Origin of the sequence: Curtobacterium sp. MCPF17_018, from assembly GCF_003234135.1 — a bacterium.
In the GTDB taxonomy this organism is placed as follows: Bacteria; Actinomycetota; Actinomycetes; order Actinomycetales; family Microbacteriaceae; genus Curtobacterium; species Curtobacterium flaccumfaciens.
The window spans coordinates 181812-201068 of the sequence record NZ_QKSJ01000008.1; the positions used below are offsets into that span (position 1 = coordinate 181812).

Genomic DNA, 19257 nt, shown 5'->3' on the forward strand with positions numbered 1-19257 from the left:
TGGTGCCGTGCTCGAACTGGTCGTCCTGATCTCCGGTACCGGGTCGAACCTCCGAGCCCTGCTCGAAGCGACCTTCGACGCCGAGTACCCCGCCCGTGTCGTCGCCATCGGTGCCGACCGTGACGCCGAGGGCCTCGGCCTGGGCGAGGAGTTCTCGATCCCGACCTTCACGGTGCCGTTCACCCGCTACGACTCGCGCGCCGAGTGGGGCCAGGCCCTGGCGGAGCAGATCCGCCCGTGGTCGCCCGACCTGCTCGTGCTCTCCGGCCTGATGCGCCTGCTGCCCCCGGCTGTGGTGTCCGAGTTCGCCCCGGGGATCATCAACACCCACCCGGCGTACCTGCCCGAGTTCCCCGGCGCCCACGGCGTGCGGGATGCCCTGGCCGCCGGGGTCACCGAGACCGGCGCGAGCGTCATCGCGGTCGACGACGGCGTCGACACGGGGCCGATCCTCGCGCAGGAGCGCATCCCGGTGCTGCCGGGCGACACCGAGTCGACGCTGCACGACCGCATCAAACCGGTCGAGCGCCGCCTGCTCATCCAGACCATCCTCGACATCGCCAACGGCACCACCGACCTGAAGGGCACCCCGAGCGCATGAGCGTGCACGCAGCCGACCCCAGCCTCTACCGCGACCGTGACGTGGTCCCGGTCCGCCGTGCACTGATCTCGGTGAGCGACAAGTCCGGCCTGCTCGAGCTCGCCGGTGCCCTGGCCGAGTCCGGGGTCGAGATCGTGTCGACCGGCTCCACCGCGCAGACCATCCGTGACGCCGGCTACGCCGTCACGGACGTCGCGAGCGTCACCGGGTTCCCCGAGTCGCTCGACGGCCGGGTGAAGACCCTGCACCCGTCGGTGCACGCCGGCCTGCTCGCCGACCTGCGGCTCGAGTCGCACGAGCAGCAGCTCGCCGACCTCGACATCGCGCCGTTCGAGCTCGTCGTCGTGAACCTCTACCCGTTCGTCGAGACCGTGGCGTCGGGTGCCGACACCGCGACCGTGGTCGAGAACGTCGACATCGGCGGCCCCGCGATGGTCCGCGCCTCGGCGAAGAACCACCCGAACGTGGCGATCGTCGTGTCCCCGGCGTCCTACCCCGAGGTCGTCGAGGCCGTGCGGGCCGGCGGCACGACGCTCGAGCTCCGGAAGCGCCTCGCCGCCCAGGCCTTCGCGCACACCGCCGCCTACGACACCGCGGTGGCGTCCTACTTCGCGAGCGACGTCGTCACCGCCGCTGCGGCCCCGACGACCGCCGGCGACATCCGGACCCCCGGTGCGTTCGACGAGCACCTGGCGGTCGAGGCCGAGCTGTCGGCGACCCTGCGCTACGGCGAGAACGCCCACCAGGCCGCGGCGCTCTACACGATGTCGGACGGCACCGGCATCGCACAGGCGACGCAGCTGCACGGCAAGGAGATGTCGTACAACAACTACGTCGACGCCGACGCAGCGGTCCGTGCGGCCTTCGACTTCGACGAGCCCGCCGTCGCGATCATCAAGCACGCCAACCCGTGCGGCATCGCGATCGCCCCGGCCGACTCCGCCGACCCGATCGCCTCGGCCCACGCCGCCGCGCACGCCTGCGACCCGCTCTCGGCGTTCGGCGGGGTCATCGCCGCGAACCGCCCGGTCACCGTGGCCATGGCCGAGACCGTGAAGGACATCTTCACTGAGGTCGTCGTCGCCCCCGGGTTCGACCCCGAGGCGCTCGAGATCCTGTCGCGCAAGAAGAACATCCGCCTGCTCACGCTGCCGGCCGACTTCGCGCTCGCCGACCGCGAGGTCAAGCAGATCTCCGGCGGGTTCCTGGTGCAGGACGCCGACCGCTTCACGGGCTTCGACCAGGCCACCTGGACCCTCGTCGCCGGCGAGCCCGCCGACGAGCAGACCCTCGCCGACCTGGCCTTCGCGTGGCGGGCGAGCCGTTCGGTGAAGTCGAACGCCATCCTGCTGGCGAACCAGGGCGCGAGTGTCGGTGTCGGGATGGGCCAGGTCAACCGGGTCGACTCCTGCCACCTCGCGGTGAACCGTGCCGGTGACCGCGCGACCGGCAGTGTCGCGGCGTCGGACGCGTTCTTCCCGTTCGCCGATGGCCTGCAGGTGCTGCTCGACGCCGGTGTCCGCGCGGTGGCGCAGCCCGGTGGCAGCGTCCGCGACGACGAGGTCATCGCCGCGGCGAAGGCCGCCGGCGTCACGATGTACTTCACGAGCGAGCGCCACTTCTTCCACTGAAGTGAACAATCGGTGGCGAACCATTGCGCGCCGTGAGTCACTGTGAATAGTCTGTAAGGCTCCGCGGCAGGCAGCCGACGATCCCTCGGGACCGGCGGCACCGCGGACACAACGGTGACGAAGACGACGACTGGAGTGACGATGGACAACATGACCGGAACCGTGGCGACGGCCGCCCGTGCAGGTCTCGTGTCCGTCGTGGGGACCACTCCCGCACGGCGATCCCTGATCGCACCGCGGCCCCGCGCCGCGGCCGCCGTCTAGTCGGGCCGTTCCCACGGCCCCGCGGCGCAGCAGCACCGGCGTCCGCGAACCACCCGCCTGAACCCGGGGGACGACTGTCCCTCGGTGCCTCCGGCCCGACCGACGTCACGCGAGTGACGGCGGAGACGCGACCACGCGCCCGGCCGATGATCACCACGCAACGCCACACCGAGCCTCCAGGCCGAAGCCGTGCGACGCGAGCAAGCAAGCAGCAAGCAGCAAGCAGCAAGCAAGCAAGCAGCAGCGAGCAAGCACCGCGCAGCGCGACCCGGGGACCCGGCAGACGCATGAGGACGCAACGCATGTCCAAGTCGCCCACCACGGCGCGCCCGTCCACCTTCCGCGCGATCGCGCGGATCTACCCCTACGTGAAGCCCTACCAGGGGCGCCTCATCGGCGGCATGGCCGCAGCGATGGGAGCCTCCCTGGTGGCGCTCGCAATCCCCTACGTGCTGCAGTGGCTCGTCGACGGTCCGCTGTCGTCGCGCGACTCGGCGCAGATCTGGCCCGCCGGGCTCGGGGTGCTCGCCCTCGGTGTGCTCGAGGCGTTCTTCATCGCCTCGCGCCGCCGGCTGGTGATGCGCCCCTCGACCCGCATCGAGACCAGCATGCGCAACTCGCTCTACGCGAAGCTGCAGGACCTGCCGGTCGCGTTCCACGACCGCTGGGAGTCCGGGCAGCTGCTGTCCCGTTCCGTGTCGGACCTGTCGCTGATCCGGCGTTGGCTGGCCTTCGGGGTCGTCCTGCTCGTCGTGAACATCGTGACGATCGTCGTCGGCTTCGTCGTGCTGTTCACCTTCGGCTGGATCCTCGGGCTGATCTTCCTGATCGCCTCGATCCCGCTGTGGATCAACGGCCTGCTGTTCGAGCGCCGGTACTCCGCCGTCGCACGCCGCAGCCAGGACCAGGTCGGAGACCTCGCCACGAGCGTCGAGCAGTCGGTGCACGGCATCCGCGTGCTCAAGGCGTTCGGTCGCGGCGGCGCGAAGCTCGAGGAGTTCAGCGAGCAGGCCGAGGCGCTGCGCGGCACCGAGATCAAGAAGGCGAAGGCCATCGCGGGCATCTGGCTCTGGCTGCTGCTCGTGCCGGACGTCGCGTTCGCCCTGTGCCTGCTCGCCGGCATCTGGCTGGCGTCGCAGGGGCAGCTCAGCGTCGGCCAGCTGTTCGCGTTCTTCGCGACGGCGACGGTGCTGCGGTTCCCGATCGAGTCGATCGGCTTCCTGCTCTCGATGACGTTCGACACCCGCACGGCGGTCGACCGCTTCTTCGAGGTCATGGACTCCGAGAACACCATCACGGACCCGGAGCACCCGAAGACGATCGCCCAGCCGCACGGCGCCCTGTCGTTCAACGGCGTGCACTTCCGGTACCAGGACTCCGCACCGCAGTACCCGGACCTGATCAACGGCGTCGAACTGCAGCTGCAGCCGGGCGAGACCATGGCGCTCGTCGGGCTCACCGGCTGCGGCAAGACGACGCTGCTCTCGCTCGTGCCGCGTCTGTACGACGTGACGGGCGGCTCGGTGACGATCGACGGGGTGGACATCCGCGACCTCACCCGCGAGGAACTGCGCCGGCACGTCGGCGTCGCCTTCGAGGACGCCACCCTGTTCTCGTCGACCGTGCGTGAGAACGTGCTCCTCGGTCGACCGGACGTGCAGGGTGCCGAGGCCGAGGCGCTCATGCGCGAGGCGCTCGACATCGCGCAGGCGTCCTTCGTGGACGACCTTCCCGACGGCGTCGACACCCGGGTCGGTGAAGAGGGGCTGTCGCTGTCCGGTGGCCAGCGCCAGCGCCTGGCACTCGCCCGCGCGATCGCCGCCCGGCCGTCGGTGCTCGTGCTCGACGACCCGCTGTCGGCGCTCGACGTCGACACCGAGGCGCGGGTCGAGGCGGGCCTGCGCCGCGTGCTCGCCGACACCACGTCGCTCATCGTGGCGCACCGTCCGTCGACGGTGACGCTGGCCGACCGGGTCGCCCTGATGGAGAACGGCGTCGTCACGGCCGTCGGGACCCACCACGAGCTGATGGCCACCAACGAGCACTACCGCTACGTCATCTCGTCGCTCGACGACGACGACGCGACCGCACGACAGGAGGCGATGGCATGAGCCAGCAGACCGACCAGAACCTGCCGGGAGGCACGGCGTCCGTCCCGCAGGAAGCTCCGGACGAGCAGGCTGCCGCCCCCGTCACCGCCTCGATCACCACCATGGGCGTGCGCGGCGAGGAGCGTGAGGACTTCACGAAGGCCGAGAGCAAGCGCCTGCGGCGCCGGTCCCTCGCCCTGCTCGGGTCCCTCGCCGCACCGCTGAAGCTCCGGCTGGTGCTGCTCGGCATCGTGGTCGTGGTCTCGACCGCCGGCACCGTCGCGGGTCCGGCGCTCATCGCGTGGGGAATCGACAACGCCCTGCCCGCGGTGATGGACCAGAACGACTGGGTGCCGGCGTTCGGCGTCGTCGCGACGTACATCGTCGTGGCCGTCCTCGGTGCGGTGCTGACGGCCTGGTACACGGTGCTCGCGGCACGGATCAGCCAGGCGATCCTGTTCGACCTGCGCAAGCGGGTGTTCCTCCACACGCAGCGGCTCTCGCTCGAGTTCCACGAGACCTACACGTCGGGCCGGATCATCTCGCGCCAGACGAGTGACCTCGACTCGATCCGCGAGCTGCTCGACTCCGGGCTGAACCAGCTGATCCAGGGCGTGCTGTACATGGTGTTCACCGCCGTGGCCCTGGTGCTGCTCGACCCGACGTCGGGGCTCGTGCTCGCGGTGTCGCTCGTGCCGCTCTGGTTCCTGATCCGCTGGTTCCAGACGAACTCGCAGACGCTGTTCCGCGCCACCCGCGTCACCTCGGCGCGCGTGATCGTGCACTTCGTCGAGACGATGACGGGCATCCGCGCGGTGCAGGCGTTCCGCAAGGAGTCCCGCAACCGTGACGAGTACGGCGGCTTCGTCGAGGACTACCGGGTGGCGAACACGAAGGTGTTCAACCTGTTCGGGACCTTCGACCCGGTGCTCGTGCTCATCGGCAACGCGACGCTCGCCGCGGTCGTCATCGTCGGTGGCTTCCGGATCGTCGGCGGGACGCTCGAGGTCGGTGCGCTGCTCGCGGTCGCGCTGTACGCCAAGCGCTTCTTCGACCCGGCGCAGGAACTCGCGATGTTCTACAACGGGTACCAGTCGGCCTCGGCGGCGATGGAGAAGATCTCCGGCGTCCTCGAGGAACGGCCGAGCGTGCCGGACCCCGTGAAGCCCACCCGTCTGGCGGACGCCACCGGGAAGATGGACTTCGACGAGGTCGTCTTCGCCTACAACAAGGGCAAGGTCGTGCTGCCGGAGTTCGACCTGCACATCCCGTCGGGGCAGACCATCGCCCTCGTCGGGTCCACCGGTGCCGGCAAGTCGACGCTCGCCAAGCTCATGGCGCGCTTCTACGACCCGACGCAGGGCTCGGTCAAGCTCGACGGCGTGGACCTGCGCGACCTCGACACGAAGGACATGCGCCGCGCGATCGTCATGGTCACGCAAGAGGCGTACCTGTTCTCCGGCACCGTCGCGGACAACATCGCGCTCGGCAAGCCCGGTGCGTCTCGCGAGGAGATCGAGGCGAGCGCCAAGGCCGTCGGCGCGCACGAGTTCATCATGGCGCTGCCCGACGGGTACGACACCGACGTGAACAAGCGCGGTGGCCGTGTCTCGGCGGGCCAGCGGCAGCTGCTCTCGTTCGCGCGGGCGTTCATCGCGGACCCGAAGGTGCTCATCCTCGACGAGGCCACGGCGTCGCTCGACATCCCCTCGGAGCGACTGGTGCAAGAGGGCCTGGAGACCCTGCTCGCCGACCGCACCGCGGTGATCATCGCGCACCGCCTGTCCACCGTCGCGATCGCCCACCGGGTGCTCGTGATGGAACACGGCCGGATCGTGGAGGACGGCACCCCCGCCGACCTCATCGCCGGCACCGGACGGTTCGCCCAGCTGCACGCGGCCTGGCGCGACTCGCTCGTCTAGACCCCGATCGGGCTGCACCACGTGGTTGGCTTGCTCCATGAGCAACGACAGCGTGGTGCAGCCCGGCGGCGTCGCCCTGCACGACCCCTTCTATGGTGCCCCCTTCACCGAGGCCGTCCGACGGTTCTGGCGGAAGTACACCGTGTTCACCGGACGGGCATCGCGCGCCGAGTTCTGGTGGTGGTGGCTGACGTCGTTCGCGATCGGACTCGTGCTGCAGCTCGTGCCGCAGGTGTTCACGCCGGACTCCCCGGCGCTCGAGAACCCCGTCGGCTCGTACCTGTTCATGCTGTGGGTGCTCGCGACGCTCATCGGGTCGCTCGCGCTCGGTGCCCGACGGCTGCACGACGCGAACCTGTCCGGCTTCTGGCAGTTCCTGCACGTGCTGCCGGGCCTCGGCTCGCTCATCGTGTACGTGCTGTGCCTGCTGCCCGCGAACCCGAAGGGTGCGCGCTTCGACCGCTGAGGCCGACCTGCGTGGCGCGAGGTCAGAACGGGTCGTCCGCGTCCGTGCTGGGTGACCAGCGCGCACGACGCATGTCGAGCCTCCAGGCCGACGTCCCCTGCACGAGCGGCGTCCCCTCGACGCGGTAGTGCTCGAGTGCCCGGGCCTCGTGGTGGAGCGGCGGGTGCCCACCCGCGCGCACCACGCGCCACCACGGCAGGTCGGCGCCCTCGTGCGCCATCACCTTGCCGACGGCACGCGACGCCCGCGACCCGAGGGCTGCGGCGACGTCGCCGTACGTCATGACGTGACCCGGCGGGATCATCCGCACCACCTCGGCGACGGCGGCGCCGAAGTCGACGGCGGCGCCGAAGTCGACGGCGGCATCGCCGGACGCCACGGCATCGGATGCCACGTCGTCGGAGGGCACGGTGTCGGAGAGTGCTAGAGCGTCAGGACCGCGAAGTGGTCGCCGTACTGGGTTTCGCGCACGACCTCGAAGCCCACGGCGCGGAAGAACGCCTCGGGGCTGTCGTCACCGCCCGGCTCGTACACGACCGTCAGCCGCTCGAACCCGCGGCTGCGTGCTTCGTCCGCCAGGCCGTGCACGGCGAAGCGACCGACGCCCCGGCCCTGTGCGCTCGCCGCCACGTTGACGCGCCAGATGCAGCTGCGCAGCTCTTCCTGCGCGTTGTCGGCGTCGAACGAACCGATGATCAGTCCGAGGACCTCGTCGTCGTCGAGGACGACACGGGTCCACGCGGAGCTCGGCTTGACGTCGGACTCGGCGACCCCGTAGGTGGTCGGCTGCACGAACTGTTCCTGGCCCGGCTTGAGCGTCAGGGAGTTGGCCGCGGCAGCGGTCTTCGCGGAGAGTTCTTCCAGGCGCAGGTCGGACATGCGGCCAGGGTAACGGTGCTGACCCTGCGGAAGCCAGTGACGACGGCAGACCGAGACCGCACCGTTGCCGCGGTATGGTCGCGGCATGGCAGAGCATCGACGCGGAGCGAACCTCCCGTCGATCGGCGGGTTCAACCGCACCGTGGTCCTCGACGCCGTCCGCCGCTCACCCGACGGCCTGAGCCGCGTCGAACTCGCAGCCCGCACCGGACTGAGCGCGCAGACCGTGTCGAACGTCACCCGGTTCCTGATCGAGGCCGGCATGATCGTCGAGTCCGGCACCGTCGTGTCCGGTCGCGGCAAGCCCCGCACGATCCTGCGGCTCGAACCGGGCAGCCGGTACGCGGTCGGCGTGCACGTCGACCCGGCCGTCGTCACCTACGTGCTGCTCGACCTCGCCGGCACCGTCGTCGCCGCGTCCACCACCTCGACCCCCACGGCCGACGACCCGTCCGAGGTGGTGCGCACCATCGCCTCGGCCGTCGACGGGCTCGTCGCCGACGCCGGGGTGGCCGTCGACAGCGTGCTCGGAGCCGGGATCGCGAGTCCCGGACCCATCGACGTCGAGGCGGGCATCGTGGTCGACCCGCCGTTCCTGCCCCGGTGGCGGGACGTGCCGCTGCGCGATGCGCTCGCCGAGGCCACCGGGTACCCGGTCCTGCTCGAGAAGGACGTGACGGCCGCCGCGGTCGGCGAGATGTTCCTGGCGGGGGAGTCCTCGGCCCGGAACTTCGCGTTCGTGTACTTCGGCACCGGGTTCGGCGTCGGGCTCGTCGTCGACCACGAACCCGTGCGCGGGGTGGGGTCCAACGCGGGCGACGCCGGACACATCATGGTCGACCAGGGGTCGCTCGCGGGCACCCCGGACGGCTCGGGCACGCGCGGCGAGGTCGGTGCGGCCGTCGCGCCGGACCGGCTGGTGCGGATCGCCCGGTCGCGGGGGCTCGGGTTGTCGGGCGGCGGCGCGGTCGCCGATGCCGATGCAGACGCCGCCGATGTCGACGCAGTGAACGCCGCGTGGGACGAGCTCGCCGTCGCGATCGCGGACGGAGACGACACCGCCGTCACGCTCGCGGCCGATGCCGGCACCGTCATGGGCAACGCCGTCGTCCTCATCGTGAACCTGCTCGACATCGACCGCGTGGTGTTCGGCGGCCCGTTCTGGTCGCGCATCGCGAGTGCTGCTCTGCCGGCCGCGCGGACCGCCATCGTCGGGTCGCCGTTGCTCGTGCCGAAGCACGCCGTGCAGGTGGTGGAGAGCGACCGCGGTGCCGACGTCGCCGCCGTGGGTGCCGCCTGCCTGGTGCTCGACGCCGCGCTCTCGCCACGGGCCAGCACCCTGCTGATCCGGCGCTGAGTCCGCACGCCGCGTCGTACCCGCCTCGGCCCGCTACGCTGCCGATCGACGATCCGCCCCGAGGCGGGGAACGGTGGGGGACGCATGACGAACACGACGCAGGCCACGGACGCGGCGAATGCGACCGACGCGATGGACCCGCGGTGGGCCCGGGTGCGCCCGCTCGTCTTCCGGACCATCATCGGCGCGGTCGTCGCCGCGGGACTCATCGGGATCATCGCGGTACTGATCGGCGACTTCGGACGGGTCGCGGTGCAGCTGCTCCTGACCGTCGTGGTGGTGGTCGTCTTCGCGCTGCTGTCCTGGTACGACGCCGACGTCTCGTCCAGGCGGTCGGGGACCTTCGCCTTCGTGAGCATCGTCACGTCGATGTACCTGCTCGTCGCCGGGCTGGTCAAGGTGTGGATCGTGCCGAGCAGCCCGTTGGCCGACGACGACGGGATCTGGCTCGTCCTGGAGCGTTTCTGGCACTGGATGTGGCTCGTCGGCGTGGCCCGGGTGGCACTGCTGCACGTGCACCTGCTGCTCGTCATCCATCGCCGCTACCCGACCCCAGCGCTGCAGGTCGTGGCCAAGGCCACCGTCGGCGTGATCGCCCTGCTCGCACTGCTGCTCTCGATCCCGTTGCTCGCGCCGGACGTCGACTACGCGCGGGGCTACTGGCGGCTCGTCTGGGTGGTGGTGATCCTCGACCTGCTCGGGACCGTCGTGGTGCCGCTCAGCAACGCACTGTTCCGTCCGCGGGCCGCGGTGCCGTCGGCGACGTGGTCGGTGCCCGACCCGCAGCCGGCATGGAGCGCGACGCCGACGCCCGACGCTCCCGTGCCCGCGGCTCCGCTGCTCGCCGCGCCCGTCCCGCCCGCGTCGCCACCGACGCCGACGCCGGCCCCCGACACGGTCGTCGCGTCCGACGGTCGTCGCTACGCGGCCCGTCCCGCAGCCTCCCGTGCGCTGGCGTGGCCCCGCTACGTCGACGGCACGCCCCTGCCCGCGCTGCCCGACGGGACGCCGGACTTCTCGGAGGTCACGGAGCGCTGACACGGCCTTCCGCCCACTCCGTGTGCAGGAACGGTCGGGTCAGCAGTGCGGACCCGACCGTTTCTGCACGCCATGGGCGGTGGGGCCGGCCCCAGGGCGGACGGGAGGCACGGTGCGGGGCCGCCACGCGCCTCCAGGCCGACAGCGGGGCGCGGTCAGTGCGCCGAACCGTGCATGGTCTGGGTGTCGTCCTGACCGGGGATGGCGTCCTTCGTGGTCCAGCCGTACCAGCGGCCGTCGATCTCGGTGACCGCGCGACCGTCGCCGCAGGTGACCAGGCCCTTGCTCGGGAGCTCCTCGGGCAGGAAGTCGGCGGTCATCGCCGTGCCGCCGTACGACTCATCGAGCGCGGTGCAGTCGTCCACGTCGACGCCGTCCTTCGACGCGAACCCGATGACGTACCCGGGCTGGGAGACGTGGAGGCGGACATCGATGTCCTTCGCGTCCTCCGGCACCCACTTCGGCATGAAGAACGCCAGGTCCTCGGACTCCCCGGAACGTGGGGCGTCGGAGTACGCGTCAAAGTGCTTCTGCGGGGTCTTGTTCGGCACGATGTCCTGGATCGCGCTGCAGCCGGCGGTCAGCAGCAGGGCGGACACCGCGGCGGTGGAGGCGAGGGCGATCCGGAGGGTGCGGCGGGCGGTGGTGGGGCGCGTGTCGGTGCTCATGGATCCAGTCTCGCGACGGTCGCGGCGCTGAAACATCACGTGCGCACCCGGAAGCGGCCGGGGGTTACCCCCACCCGCTTGCTCAGGTCGCTTCGGTAAGCAGGTTCGGTGCACCAGACGCAGCAGCCACCGGTCGGAGTCCCCTGGCACCAGGCGACGTTCCCCGCCTCGTTCTCGCGGTTCTGGCGGGGGTACCTCGTGTTCCGGGGTCGTGCCGCTCGCGCCGAGTTCTGGTGGTGGGCGCTCTGGTGGGCGATCATCTCCGCTGCGATCAACATCGTGTACGGCGTCGGACTCTTCATGACGCCGCCGACCGTGCCGAGCCCGGACGAGACGCGCGTCCTCGACCAGGCGATGCAGTCCTTCAACCCGTTCCCGGTCTGGTGGTTCCTGCTCACGTCGATGCCGGTCTTCGCCAAGGCCGCTTTGGGCGTCTTCGTGGTCGTCGGGCTCGCGGCGCTGCTGCCCTGGATCGCCATCGCGGTGCGGCGGCTCCACGACACGAACCGATCCGGTTGGTGGGTCCTGCTGTACCTCGTGCCCGCCGGCAACATCGCGCTCGCCGTGTTCCTCGCGCTGCCCTCGGAGCCACCCGCGGCACCGCAGCAGTCCGGGCCACCCGTGGGCGATCGGCCCGCGCACCCGGTCGTGACGCCGCAGTAGCGTCGGGGCATGCAGCAGGAGATCCTCCGGTACACCGCGTTCGCCGCCGAGCCGGGCGGTGGCAACCCAGCCGGGCTCGTGCTCGATGCGGCCGGGCTGTCCGACGACCAGATGCTCGCGATCGCCCGGCAGGTGGGGTACCCCGAGACCGCCTTCGTCGTCGGTGCGACGGTGACCGGGCCACGCGTCCGCTACTTCTCGCCGAGCGCCGAGGTCCCGTTCTGCGGGCACGCCACCGTTGCACTGGCCGTCGCGCTGGCGGAACGCGAGGGGCCGGGCGGCCGGGTGTTCACAACCCTGGCCGGCGAGGTCGCCCTCGATGCGACCGTCGGTTCGGACGGCGCGGTGCAGGTCGCGATGACCAGTGTCGAGCCGGCGACACGGGACATCGAACCAGCCCTGCTGGCGCGGCTGTTCGACCTGCTCGGGCTCGAGGCGGCGGACATCGCTCCGGGGTTCCCGGTGCTGGAGTCCTTCGCCGGCAACTGGCACCCGGTCCTCGTGCTGCACGACCGCGAGCTGTTCCACCAGTTCCGGTTCGCGCCGGGGCCCCTCGCCGAGCTCAAGCGCGAGGCCGGCTGGGCGGGGACCATCACGGTGCTGTACCGCACCGGTGACCGGGAGTACGAGGCACGCAACCTGTTCCCCGCCGGGCGCATCACCGAGGACCCGGCGACGGGATCGGCTGCGGCGTCGACCGGGGCGTACCTGCGGCAGGTCGGTGCAGCGCAGCCGGGCGACCGCATCACGATCCGGCAGGGGCGGCACGTCGGGCGTCCGAGTCTGCTGCTCGTGGACGTGCCCGAGGCCGGCGGGATCACGGTGACGGGGAGCGCGACGCCGATCTCCTGACAGACGTTCCTTCCCAGAACGCACGCGATGGGAAGCGGAATCGGGCGTACCTGGTCGAAACTTCCGACCCGGTACGCCCGATTCGACCCGGTACGCCCGATTCCGCCTGCGGCCTCCCCCAGAAACTCCTTGACACGGTTAAGTCAATACGGTGGACTAATCCTGCGCGCGGGCGATGGTGCCCGCGGACATCACCCGTGCAAAGGAGCACCGATGAAACGCACCCGCATCATCGCCGGACTCGCAGCTGTGGCCGTGGCCGCAGTCGGTCTGGCTGGCTGCTCGAGCTCGGGGTCCGCCTCGAGCGACACGATCAAGATCGCTTACCAGAAGTTCGGCGCCTTCCAGCAGCTCGACGCCCAGATGAAGGTCGTCAAGAAGCAGTACGAGAAGGACAACCCCGGCAAGAAGGTCACCCTCGTGCCCATCCAGGCGCAGGGCAACGACTACTACACGAAGCTCGCGCTCATGAACAAGGCGCCGGCCACCGCCCCGGACGTCATGTACGAGGACACGTTCCTCGTCAAGGCCGATGCCGAGGCGGGCTACCTGCTGCCACTCGACGAGTACACGGACAAGTGGGACGAGTGGGACCAGTTCTTCGACAACGCCAAGCAGGCCGGGCAGGGTGACGACGGCAAGATCTACGGCGTCCCGATGGGCACCGACACCCGAGCCCTCTGGTACAACAAGGACATCTTCGAGAAGGCCGGGCTCGAGGTCCCGTGGAAGCCGAAGACCTGGGACGACGTGCTCGCAGCAGCGAAGACCATCAAGGACAAGCAGCCCGACGTCATCCCGTTCAACATCTACTCGGGCAAGGCGCAGGGCGAGGCCTCGACCATGCAGGGCTTCGAGATGCTCCTGTACGGCGCCGACGGCTCCGGCAACACCCTGTACAAGGACAAGAAGTGGGTCGCCGGCTCGAAGCAGTTCGAGGACTCGCTCAAGTTCGTGAAGGACGTCTACCAGGGCGGCCTCGGCCCGACACCGCAGCAGGCGCTCGACACGAACGTCGGCACGACCATCGCCCAGACGTGGCTGCCGAAGGGCAAGCTCGCGATCGACCTGGACGGTTCGTGGCAGTCCGGCACGTGGCTGAAGTCCGGCACCGCGCCGTGGCCCGAGTGGAACGACGTGATGGGCCAGGCACCCATGCCGACCCAGAACGGGCAGGCTCCCGGCTACAACTCGATGTCCGGCGGCTGGACCCTGGCGGTCGGCGCGAAGTCGAAGAACCCGCAGGCGGCGTTCGACTTCATCACGAGCTTCCTCGACAAGGACGGTTCGCTGAAGTACGACACCGAGAACAGTCAGATCGCCGTCCGCAAGGACGTCGCGGACGACCCGGCCTACACGGCGGCGAACCCGACGTTCAAGTTCTTCTCGGGGCTGGTGGAGAACACCAACTTCCGCCCGGCGACGAGTGACTACTCGCAGGTGTCCAACGCGATCCAGGTCGCGATGGAAGCGGTCATGACGGGTCAGCAGTCGCCGAAGGACGCGGCTGCCGCCTACGACAAGGCCGTCACGCAGGTGGTCGGCAAGGAGAACACCGTCTCCGCTGGTTGACGGACGTCACCCACTGACGGACTGGAGGCGCGGGGCGGTCCCGCACCGCGCCTCCCGTCCGCTCTTCCCCACCTTCGGAACCCCTCCGCACCCGGAAGGCACCCATCGTGTCCAGCACCCCCCTCTCGCCGACGCTGTCGGCGCCCGGTGCGCCGAAGCGCACCGATCCGCCCGTGCCGCGGAAGCGGCGACCACTGCGGAACGTCGGACGAGCGGTTCCGCTCATCCCCGCCCTGGTCCTCCTCGTCATCTTCCTGCTCGGCCCCGTCATCTCGTCGTTCTACGGGTCGTTCACCAACTCGGCCCTGACCGGCGCCAGTGCGGCCGACCAGCAGTTCGTCGGGTTCCAGAACTACGTCGAGCTGTTCCAGGACCCGGACTTCCCGAAGTCCGTCATCCTGACCGTCGTCTTCCTGCTGGCCTCGGCCGTGGTGGGACAGAACGTGCTCGGCCTCGGGCTGGCCCTGCTGATGCGCTCGGCCAACAAGGCCGTCCGGGCGATCGTCGGCACCTTCGTGGTCGCCGCGTGGGTCCTGCCGGAGATCGTGGCGTCGTTCGCGGCGTACGCGTTCTTCAACGACGAGGGGACGCTCAACACGTTCCTGGCGTCGATCGGGGTCACCGGCGCGAACTGGCTCTACACGTACCCGATGCTCGCCGTGATCCTGGCGAACATCTGGCGTGGCACCGCGTTCTCGATGCTCGTCTACTCGGCCGCCGTGCAGGAGGTCCCGGAGGAGATCACCGAGTCCGCCGAGGTCGACGGAGCCACCGGCTGGCAGCGGCTCGTCTACATCACGCTCCCGGTGATCCGTCGGAGCATCTCGACGAACCTCATGCTCACGACGCTGCAGACCCTGTCGGTCTTCACGCTGATCTTCGTGATGACCGGCGGCGGTCCGGGCACGAACTCGTCGACCCTGCCGATCCTGGCGTACCAAGAGGCGTTCAAGTTCTCGCAGCTCGGCTTCGGGACCGCGATCGCGACCATCCTGCTCGTGGTGGGGGCGGTCTTCTCGATCATCTACATCCGGGCCCTCAAGCCGGAGGTGGACTGATGGCCATGACAGCCCCGTCCCTCGACCAGACCACGACCCGCTCGGTGACCGCACCGGGGTCGATGCACATGACGTCGCCGCGCGGCCGCACGATGCGGTGGGTGTCGAACACCGTGCTGCTCGTCATCGCGGTGTGCTTCGCGGTGCCGCTGCTCTGGCTCGTGCTCGCCTCGTTCGACACCCAGGCGTCGCTGTCGGTGAAGCTGCCGTCGCAGTTCACCCTCGACAACTTCGCGAAGGTGCTCACCCCGGAGCTGTCGTTCATCCCGCTCGCGAACAGCCTGCTGCTCTCCGGCGGCACCGCGGTCGTCACCGTGGTGTTCGCGCTGCTGGCCGCGTACCCGCTGTCCCGGTACAAGATGCGCGTCAACAAGCCGTTCCTGTACAGCATCCTGTTCGGCACCGGCCTGCCCATCACCGCGATGATGGTGCCCGTCTACGCGCTGTTCGTGTCGCTCAACCTGATCGACAACGTGTGGGGCTGCATCTTCTTCCTCGCCGCCACGTCGCTGCCGATGGCGATCTGGATGGCGAAGAACTTCATGGACTCGGTGCCGATCTCGCTGGAAGAAGCGGCGTGGACCGACGGCGCCTCGATGCTCACCACCCTGACCCGCATCGTGATCCCGCTCATGCGTCCGGGCATCGCCGTCGTGTTCATCTTCGTGTTCATCCAGGCGTGGGGGAACTTCTTCGTCCCGTTCGTCCTGCTGCTCTCGCCCGAGAAGGTGCCCGCCGCGGTGAGCATCTTCAACTTCTTCGGGCAGAACGGGGCGGTGGCGTACGGCCAGCTCGCCGCGTTCTCGATCGTCTACTCCGTGCCCGTCATCGCCCTCTACGTGATCGTGTCCCGAGGCCTCGGCGGCGGCAACGCCCTCGCCGGCGGCATCAAGGGCTGACGCCGGCCCCCACCCCCGCAAGACACCGGTGTCCGCACGTCGAACACCCGCGAACCGCGGTCCGATCCGCGAACACCGGTGTCCCGCGAACCAGAAAGGAAGCACATGCACCAGGACGAACCGCTCGTCGAGGCCCGGATCGCCCGCCTCGTGCGCGACCGTGTCGACCCCGCCGTCCTCCGTCGCTCGGCGCCGGTGACGATCGAGGCGTGGGAGGTGCCGGGTGAACCGGTGCCGTTCGACGCCGCCGTGGGCGAGACGTACACACCGTTTGCGGTGGGGTCGCACTGGGGCGGACGCCCGTGGGGCACGACGTGGTTCCGGGTGACCGGTAGTGTACCGGCGGACTTCGGCACCGCGCCGGGGACCACCGCCGAGCTCCTCGTCGACCTGGGGTTCACCAAGCGGCAGCCCGGGTTCCAGGCCGAGGGACTCGCGTTCCGCGCCGACGGCTCCACGATCAAGGCGATCGAGCCGCGGAACGACACCGTGCCGCTCGAGGTCGGCCCGGGGGAGTCCTTCGAACTCTGGATCGAGGCGGGGGCGAACCCGGACATCGGCGGCGACTCGTTCCAGGGTGCGACCCCGCTCGGCTCGCGCTCCACCGCCGGCGACGACCCGATCTACCGTCTGAAGGCCCTCGAGGTCGTCGAGCGCGACGACACCGTGTGGGAACTGCAGCAGGACCTCTGGGTGCTGCGCGGGCTGATGGCGGAGCTCCCCACCGACGGCACCCGCGGCGCCGACATCCTGCGGGCACTCGAACGCGCCGCCGACGCGCTGGACCCGGACGACGTCGCCGGCACCGCCGCGGACGCCCGTCAGGTCCTGGCACCGGTGCTCGCCGTCCCCGCCAGCCCCGCCGCCCACCGCGCGATCGCCGTCGGGCACGCCCACATCGACTCCGCCTGGCTGTGGCCCGTGCGCGAGACGAAGCGCAAGTGCGCGCGGACGTTCTCGAACGTGCTCGACCTGATGGACCGCGACCCCGACTTCACCTTCGCCTGCTCGTCCGCGCAGCAGTACGCCTGGATCCGCGACGAGTACCCCTCCATCTGGACCCGCATCAAGCAGCGGGTCGCCGAGGGCCGGTGGATCCCGGTCGGCGGCATGTGGGTCGAGTCGGACACCAACCTGCCCGGCGGTGAGGCCCTGGCCCGCCAGTTCGTCGCCGGCAAGCGCTTCTTCCTGGAGGAGTTCGGCATCGACACCCCGGAGGCCTGGCTCCCCGACTCGTTCGGCTACTCGGGCGCCCTGCCGCAGATCGTCCGCGCCGCAGGGTCGAAGTGGTTCGTCACCCAGAAGCCGTCGTGGAACGAGACGAACGTCATCCCGCACACCTCGTTCCACTGGGAGGGCATCGACGGCTCGCGCGTCCTGACGCACCTGCCCCCGGCCGACACCTACAACTCCGACGTCTCGCCCGCCGACCTGCGCCGCGGTGAACGGAACAACAAGGAACGCGGCACCGCGAACACCTCGATGCTCCTGTACGGCTTCGGGGACGGCGGCGGCGGTCCCACCCGCGAGATGGTCGGCGCCGCACACCGGCAGCACGACCTCGACGGGTCGCCACACGTCACGCTCGGCACGCCGGCGCAGGTGTTCGAGCAGCTCGAGGCCGAGCTGCCGACGCCGGGGGTCTGGTCGGGGGAGATGTACCTCGAGTTCCACCGCGGCACCTACACGTCGCAGATCCGCACGAAGCAGGGCAACCGCCGCTCCGAGCACCTGCTGCGCGAAGCCGAGCTCTGGGCAGCGACGGCGGCGGTCCGGCTCGGCAGCGAGTACCCGTACGCGGAACTCGAGGACGCCTGGCACACCGTCCTGCTGCAGCAGTTCCACGACATCCTGCCCGGGTCCTCGATCGCGTGGGTGTACGAGAACGCCGAGGAGCAGTACGCCCGGGTCGCCGAGGTGCTCGAGGGGCTGATCGGCAGCGCGACGACGGCGCTCGCCGGCAGCGCGACGACGGCGCGCGCCGGCACCGACGACGCCGCGTCGGTCGTTCGCTTCAACGCCTCGCCGGTCGCGGCCGGGGACGTGACCGCCCTGGGAGGTTCGGTCGTCCACGCGCCGCGCCCCGTGCCTCCCGTCCGGAGCGGCGACCGCTTCGTCTTCGACACCGGCGTGGTCACCGCGACCATCGACGCTGCCGGCCACGTCGTCTCGTTCGTCGACCACGCCACCGGACGCGACGCGATCGCGCCCGGCGCTGCGGCCGCGGAGTACACGGTGTTCCGCGACACCCCGAACCAGTGGGAGGCGTGGGACATCGACCGCGCGTACCAGCGCAACGGCACGGTGCTGTCGGCCTCGTCCGTCTCGGTCGACGGCTCGTCGCTCGTGGTGGAACGGTCCTTCGGATCGTCGACGCTCACCACGCGCTACTCCGCCGTGCAGGGCGAACCGGAGCTGACCGTCGAGACCGAGGTCGACTGGCACGAGCACCAGAAGCTGCTGAAACTCGCGTTCCCGATCGACGTGCTCGCGTCGTCGGCCTCGAGCGAGATCCAGTTCGGGCACATCGACCGGCCGACGCACCAGAACACCTCGTGGGACCACGCCCGGTTCGAGACCTCGGCACACCGCTGGGTGCACGTCGCGGAGCCCGGGTTCGGCGTCGCGGTGGCGAACGACTCGACCTACGGCCACGACATCACGCGCGAGACCCGGCCGGACGGCGGGATCACCACGCTCGTGCGGGAGTCGCTGCTGCGCGGGCCGACGTTCCCGGACCCGAACGCCGACCAGGGGCACCACGTGTTCCGGACGGTGCTGCGGATCGGGGACTCGGTGCTCGACGCCGCCGACTCCGGGTACCGGCTGAACCTGCCGGTGCGGAGCGTCCCCGGGTCGGCCGAGGTCGCGCCCATCGTCACGGTGTCGTCGCCGCAGGTGTTCGTCGAGGCCGTCAAGCTCGCCGAGGACCGCTCCGGGGACGTCGTCGTGCGACTGTACGAGGGGCTCGGGGGCCGGGCGACGGACGTCGGGGTCTCCTTCGGGTTCGACGTCGAGTCGGTGTCGCAGGTCGACCTGCTCGAGCGCCCGCTGGAGCGCTCGTGGTCGGCCGGGGAGCCGGTCGTGCTGACCCTGCGTCCGTTCGAGATCGTGACGCTGCGCGTGCGTCGGGCCTGAGGCAGCGGGCCCGGCGTTCGGTCGGGGAGAGACCGCGGCGCCGGACGGGACACGGGTGCGTTCCGTCCGGCGCCGTGTCGCGTTGGCGCGCGCGTGCGCTTGCGGGGTGGGGTGTGGGGTGCCGTTCCGCGTTGCCGTTCCGCGCGTAGGGGGCTGAAT

General features: G+C 70.4%; 16 protein-coding genes. 13 read left to right on the top strand and 3 right to left on the bottom strand.

The annotated features are described in order from the left end of the window. Positions 1–7: 7 nt before the first annotated feature. The 5 genes from purN to DEJ27_RS11355 all read left to right on the top strand — a co-directional run bounded on the left by purN (position 8) and on the right by DEJ27_RS11355 (position 6974). Complete coding sequence (purN, locus tag DEJ27_RS11335) at positions 8–601, top strand: phosphoribosylglycinamide formyltransferase (protein ID WP_071404669.1); 594 nt, start codon at positions 8–10, stop codon at positions 599–601. Beyond that, positions 598–2232: a bifunctional phosphoribosylaminoimidazolecarboxamide formyltransferase/IMP cyclohydrolase gene (gene purH / locus DEJ27_RS11340; RefSeq protein WP_111090932.1), complete on the top strand. Its 1635-nt coding sequence runs from the start codon at positions 598–600 to the stop codon at positions 2230–2232. The genes purN and purH overlap by 4 nt, the downstream gene beginning before the upstream one ends. A 566-nt stretch (positions 2233–2798) precedes the next feature. After that, positions 2799–4607 (top strand): ABC transporter ATP-binding protein, encoded by a 1809-nt coding sequence (locus DEJ27_RS11345; protein WP_110859546.1) that lies wholly within the window; start codon positions 2799–2801, stop codon positions 4605–4607. 101 nt (positions 4608–4708) lie between these two features. After that, positions 4709–6508, top strand: a complete 1800-nt coding sequence (locus tag DEJ27_RS11350) for an ABC transporter ATP-binding protein (RefSeq protein ID WP_110859571.1) — start codon at positions 4709–4711, stop codon at positions 6506–6508. Positions 6509–6545: 37 nt separating this feature from the next. Beyond that, positions 6546–6974 (top strand): DUF805 domain-containing protein, encoded by a 429-nt coding sequence (locus DEJ27_RS11355; protein ID WP_110859547.1) that lies wholly within the window; start codon positions 6546–6548, stop codon positions 6972–6974. 22 nt (positions 6975–6996) lie between these two features. On the opposite strand, the gene DEJ27_RS11360 is transcribed toward DEJ27_RS11355, so the two are convergent. Both DEJ27_RS11360 and DEJ27_RS11365 read right to left on the bottom strand, forming a co-directional pair. After that, a complete protein-coding gene (locus DEJ27_RS11360) occupies positions 6997–7383 on the bottom strand; it encodes an MGMT family protein (RefSeq protein WP_258370344.1) in 387 nt (128 codons plus the stop codon). Between the two features lie 14 nt (positions 7384–7397). Next, positions 7398–7853: a GNAT family N-acetyltransferase gene (locus DEJ27_RS11365; RefSeq protein WP_027466669.1), complete on the bottom strand. Its 456-nt coding sequence runs from the start codon at positions 7851–7853 to the stop codon at positions 7398–7400. A gap of 85 nt (positions 7854–7938) precedes the next feature. Here DEJ27_RS11365 and DEJ27_RS11370 point away from each other — a divergent pair, with 85 nt between their 5' ends. Continuing rightward, entirely contained in the window at positions 7939–9210 is a 1272-nt protein-coding gene (locus tag DEJ27_RS11370; protein WP_111090933.1) for an ROK family transcriptional regulator, read from the top strand. Positions 9211–9294: 84 nt separating this feature from the next. Beyond that, entirely contained in the window at positions 9295–10248 is a 954-nt protein-coding gene (locus DEJ27_RS11375) for a hypothetical protein (protein ID WP_111090934.1), read from the top strand. A gap of 155 nt (positions 10249–10403) precedes the next feature. Here DEJ27_RS11375 and DEJ27_RS11380 read toward each other — a convergent pair whose 3' ends face one another. Next, positions 10404–10916, bottom strand: a complete 513-nt coding sequence (locus DEJ27_RS11380) for a hypothetical protein (protein ID WP_111090935.1) — start codon at positions 10914–10916, stop codon at positions 10404–10406. Positions 10917–11024: 108 nt separating this feature from the next. Between DEJ27_RS11380 and DEJ27_RS11385 the strand changes: the two genes are divergently transcribed. The 6 genes from DEJ27_RS11385 (at position 11025) to DEJ27_RS11410 (ending at position 19098) form a co-directional block, all read left to right on the top strand. After that, positions 11025–11579, top strand: a complete 555-nt coding sequence (locus tag DEJ27_RS11385; RefSeq protein WP_110859551.1) for a DUF805 domain-containing protein — start codon at positions 11025–11027, stop codon at positions 11577–11579. A 9-nt stretch (positions 11580–11588) separates the two neighbouring features. Next, complete coding sequence (locus DEJ27_RS11390; protein ID WP_111090936.1) at positions 11589–12431, top strand: PhzF family phenazine biosynthesis protein; 843 nt, start codon at positions 11589–11591, stop codon at positions 12429–12431. Between the two features lie 213 nt (positions 12432–12644). Beyond that, entirely contained in the window at positions 12645–14003 is a 1359-nt protein-coding gene (locus DEJ27_RS11395; protein ID WP_111090937.1) for an extracellular solute-binding protein, read from the top strand. A gap of 107 nt (positions 14004–14110) precedes the next feature. After that, complete coding sequence (locus DEJ27_RS11400; RefSeq protein WP_111090938.1) at positions 14111–15061, top strand: carbohydrate ABC transporter permease; 951 nt, start codon at positions 14111–14113, stop codon at positions 15059–15061. Between the two features lie 5 nt (positions 15062–15066). Continuing rightward, positions 15067–15960, top strand: coding sequence for a carbohydrate ABC transporter permease (locus tag DEJ27_RS11405; protein ID WP_371836703.1), 894 nt, complete (start codon positions 15067–15069; stop codon positions 15958–15960). A gap of 105 nt (positions 15961–16065) precedes the next feature. After that, positions 16066–19098, top strand: coding sequence for a glycoside hydrolase family 38 C-terminal domain-containing protein (locus DEJ27_RS11410; protein WP_110859555.1), 3033 nt, complete (start codon positions 16066–16068; stop codon positions 19096–19098). The last annotated feature ends 159 nt before the right edge of the window (positions 19099–19257 follow it).

Coding starts and splice junctions, on each gene's coding strand:
- purH (WP_111090932.1), top strand. CDS start 598: ATGAGCGTGCACGCAGCCGACCCCAGCCTCTACCGCGACCGTGACGTG.
- DEJ27_RS11345 (WP_110859546.1), top strand. CDS start 2,799: ATGTCCAAGTCGCCCACCACGGCGCGCCCGTCCACCTTCCGCGCGATC.
- DEJ27_RS11350 (WP_110859571.1), top strand. CDS start 4,709: ATGGGCGTGCGCGGCGAGGAGCGTGAGGACTTCACGAAGGCCGAGAGC.
- DEJ27_RS11355 (WP_110859547.1), top strand. CDS start 6,546: ATGAGCAACGACAGCGTGGTGCAGCCCGGCGGCGTCGCCCTGCACGAC.
- DEJ27_RS11365 (WP_027466669.1), bottom strand. CDS start 7,853: ATGTCCGACCTGCGCCTGGAAGAACTCTCCGCGAAGACCGCTGCCGCG.
- DEJ27_RS11370 (WP_111090933.1), top strand. CDS start 7,939: ATGGCAGAGCATCGACGCGGAGCGAACCTCCCGTCGATCGGCGGGTTC.
- DEJ27_RS11375 (WP_111090934.1), top strand. CDS start 9,295: ATGACGAACACGACGCAGGCCACGGACGCGGCGAATGCGACCGACGCG.
- DEJ27_RS11380 (WP_111090935.1), bottom strand. CDS start 10,916: ATGAGCACCGACACGCGCCCCACCACCGCCCGCCGCACCCTCCGGATC.
- DEJ27_RS11390 (WP_111090936.1), top strand. CDS start 11,589: ATGCAGCAGGAGATCCTCCGGTACACCGCGTTCGCCGCCGAGCCGGGC.
- DEJ27_RS11395 (WP_111090937.1), top strand. CDS start 12,645: ATGAAACGCACCCGCATCATCGCCGGACTCGCAGCTGTGGCCGTGGCC.
- DEJ27_RS11405 (WP_371836703.1), top strand. CDS start 15,067: ATGACAGCCCCGTCCCTCGACCAGACCACGACCCGCTCGGTGACCGCA.
- DEJ27_RS11410 (WP_110859555.1), top strand. CDS start 16,066: ATGCACCAGGACGAACCGCTCGTCGAGGCCCGGATCGCCCGCCTCGTG.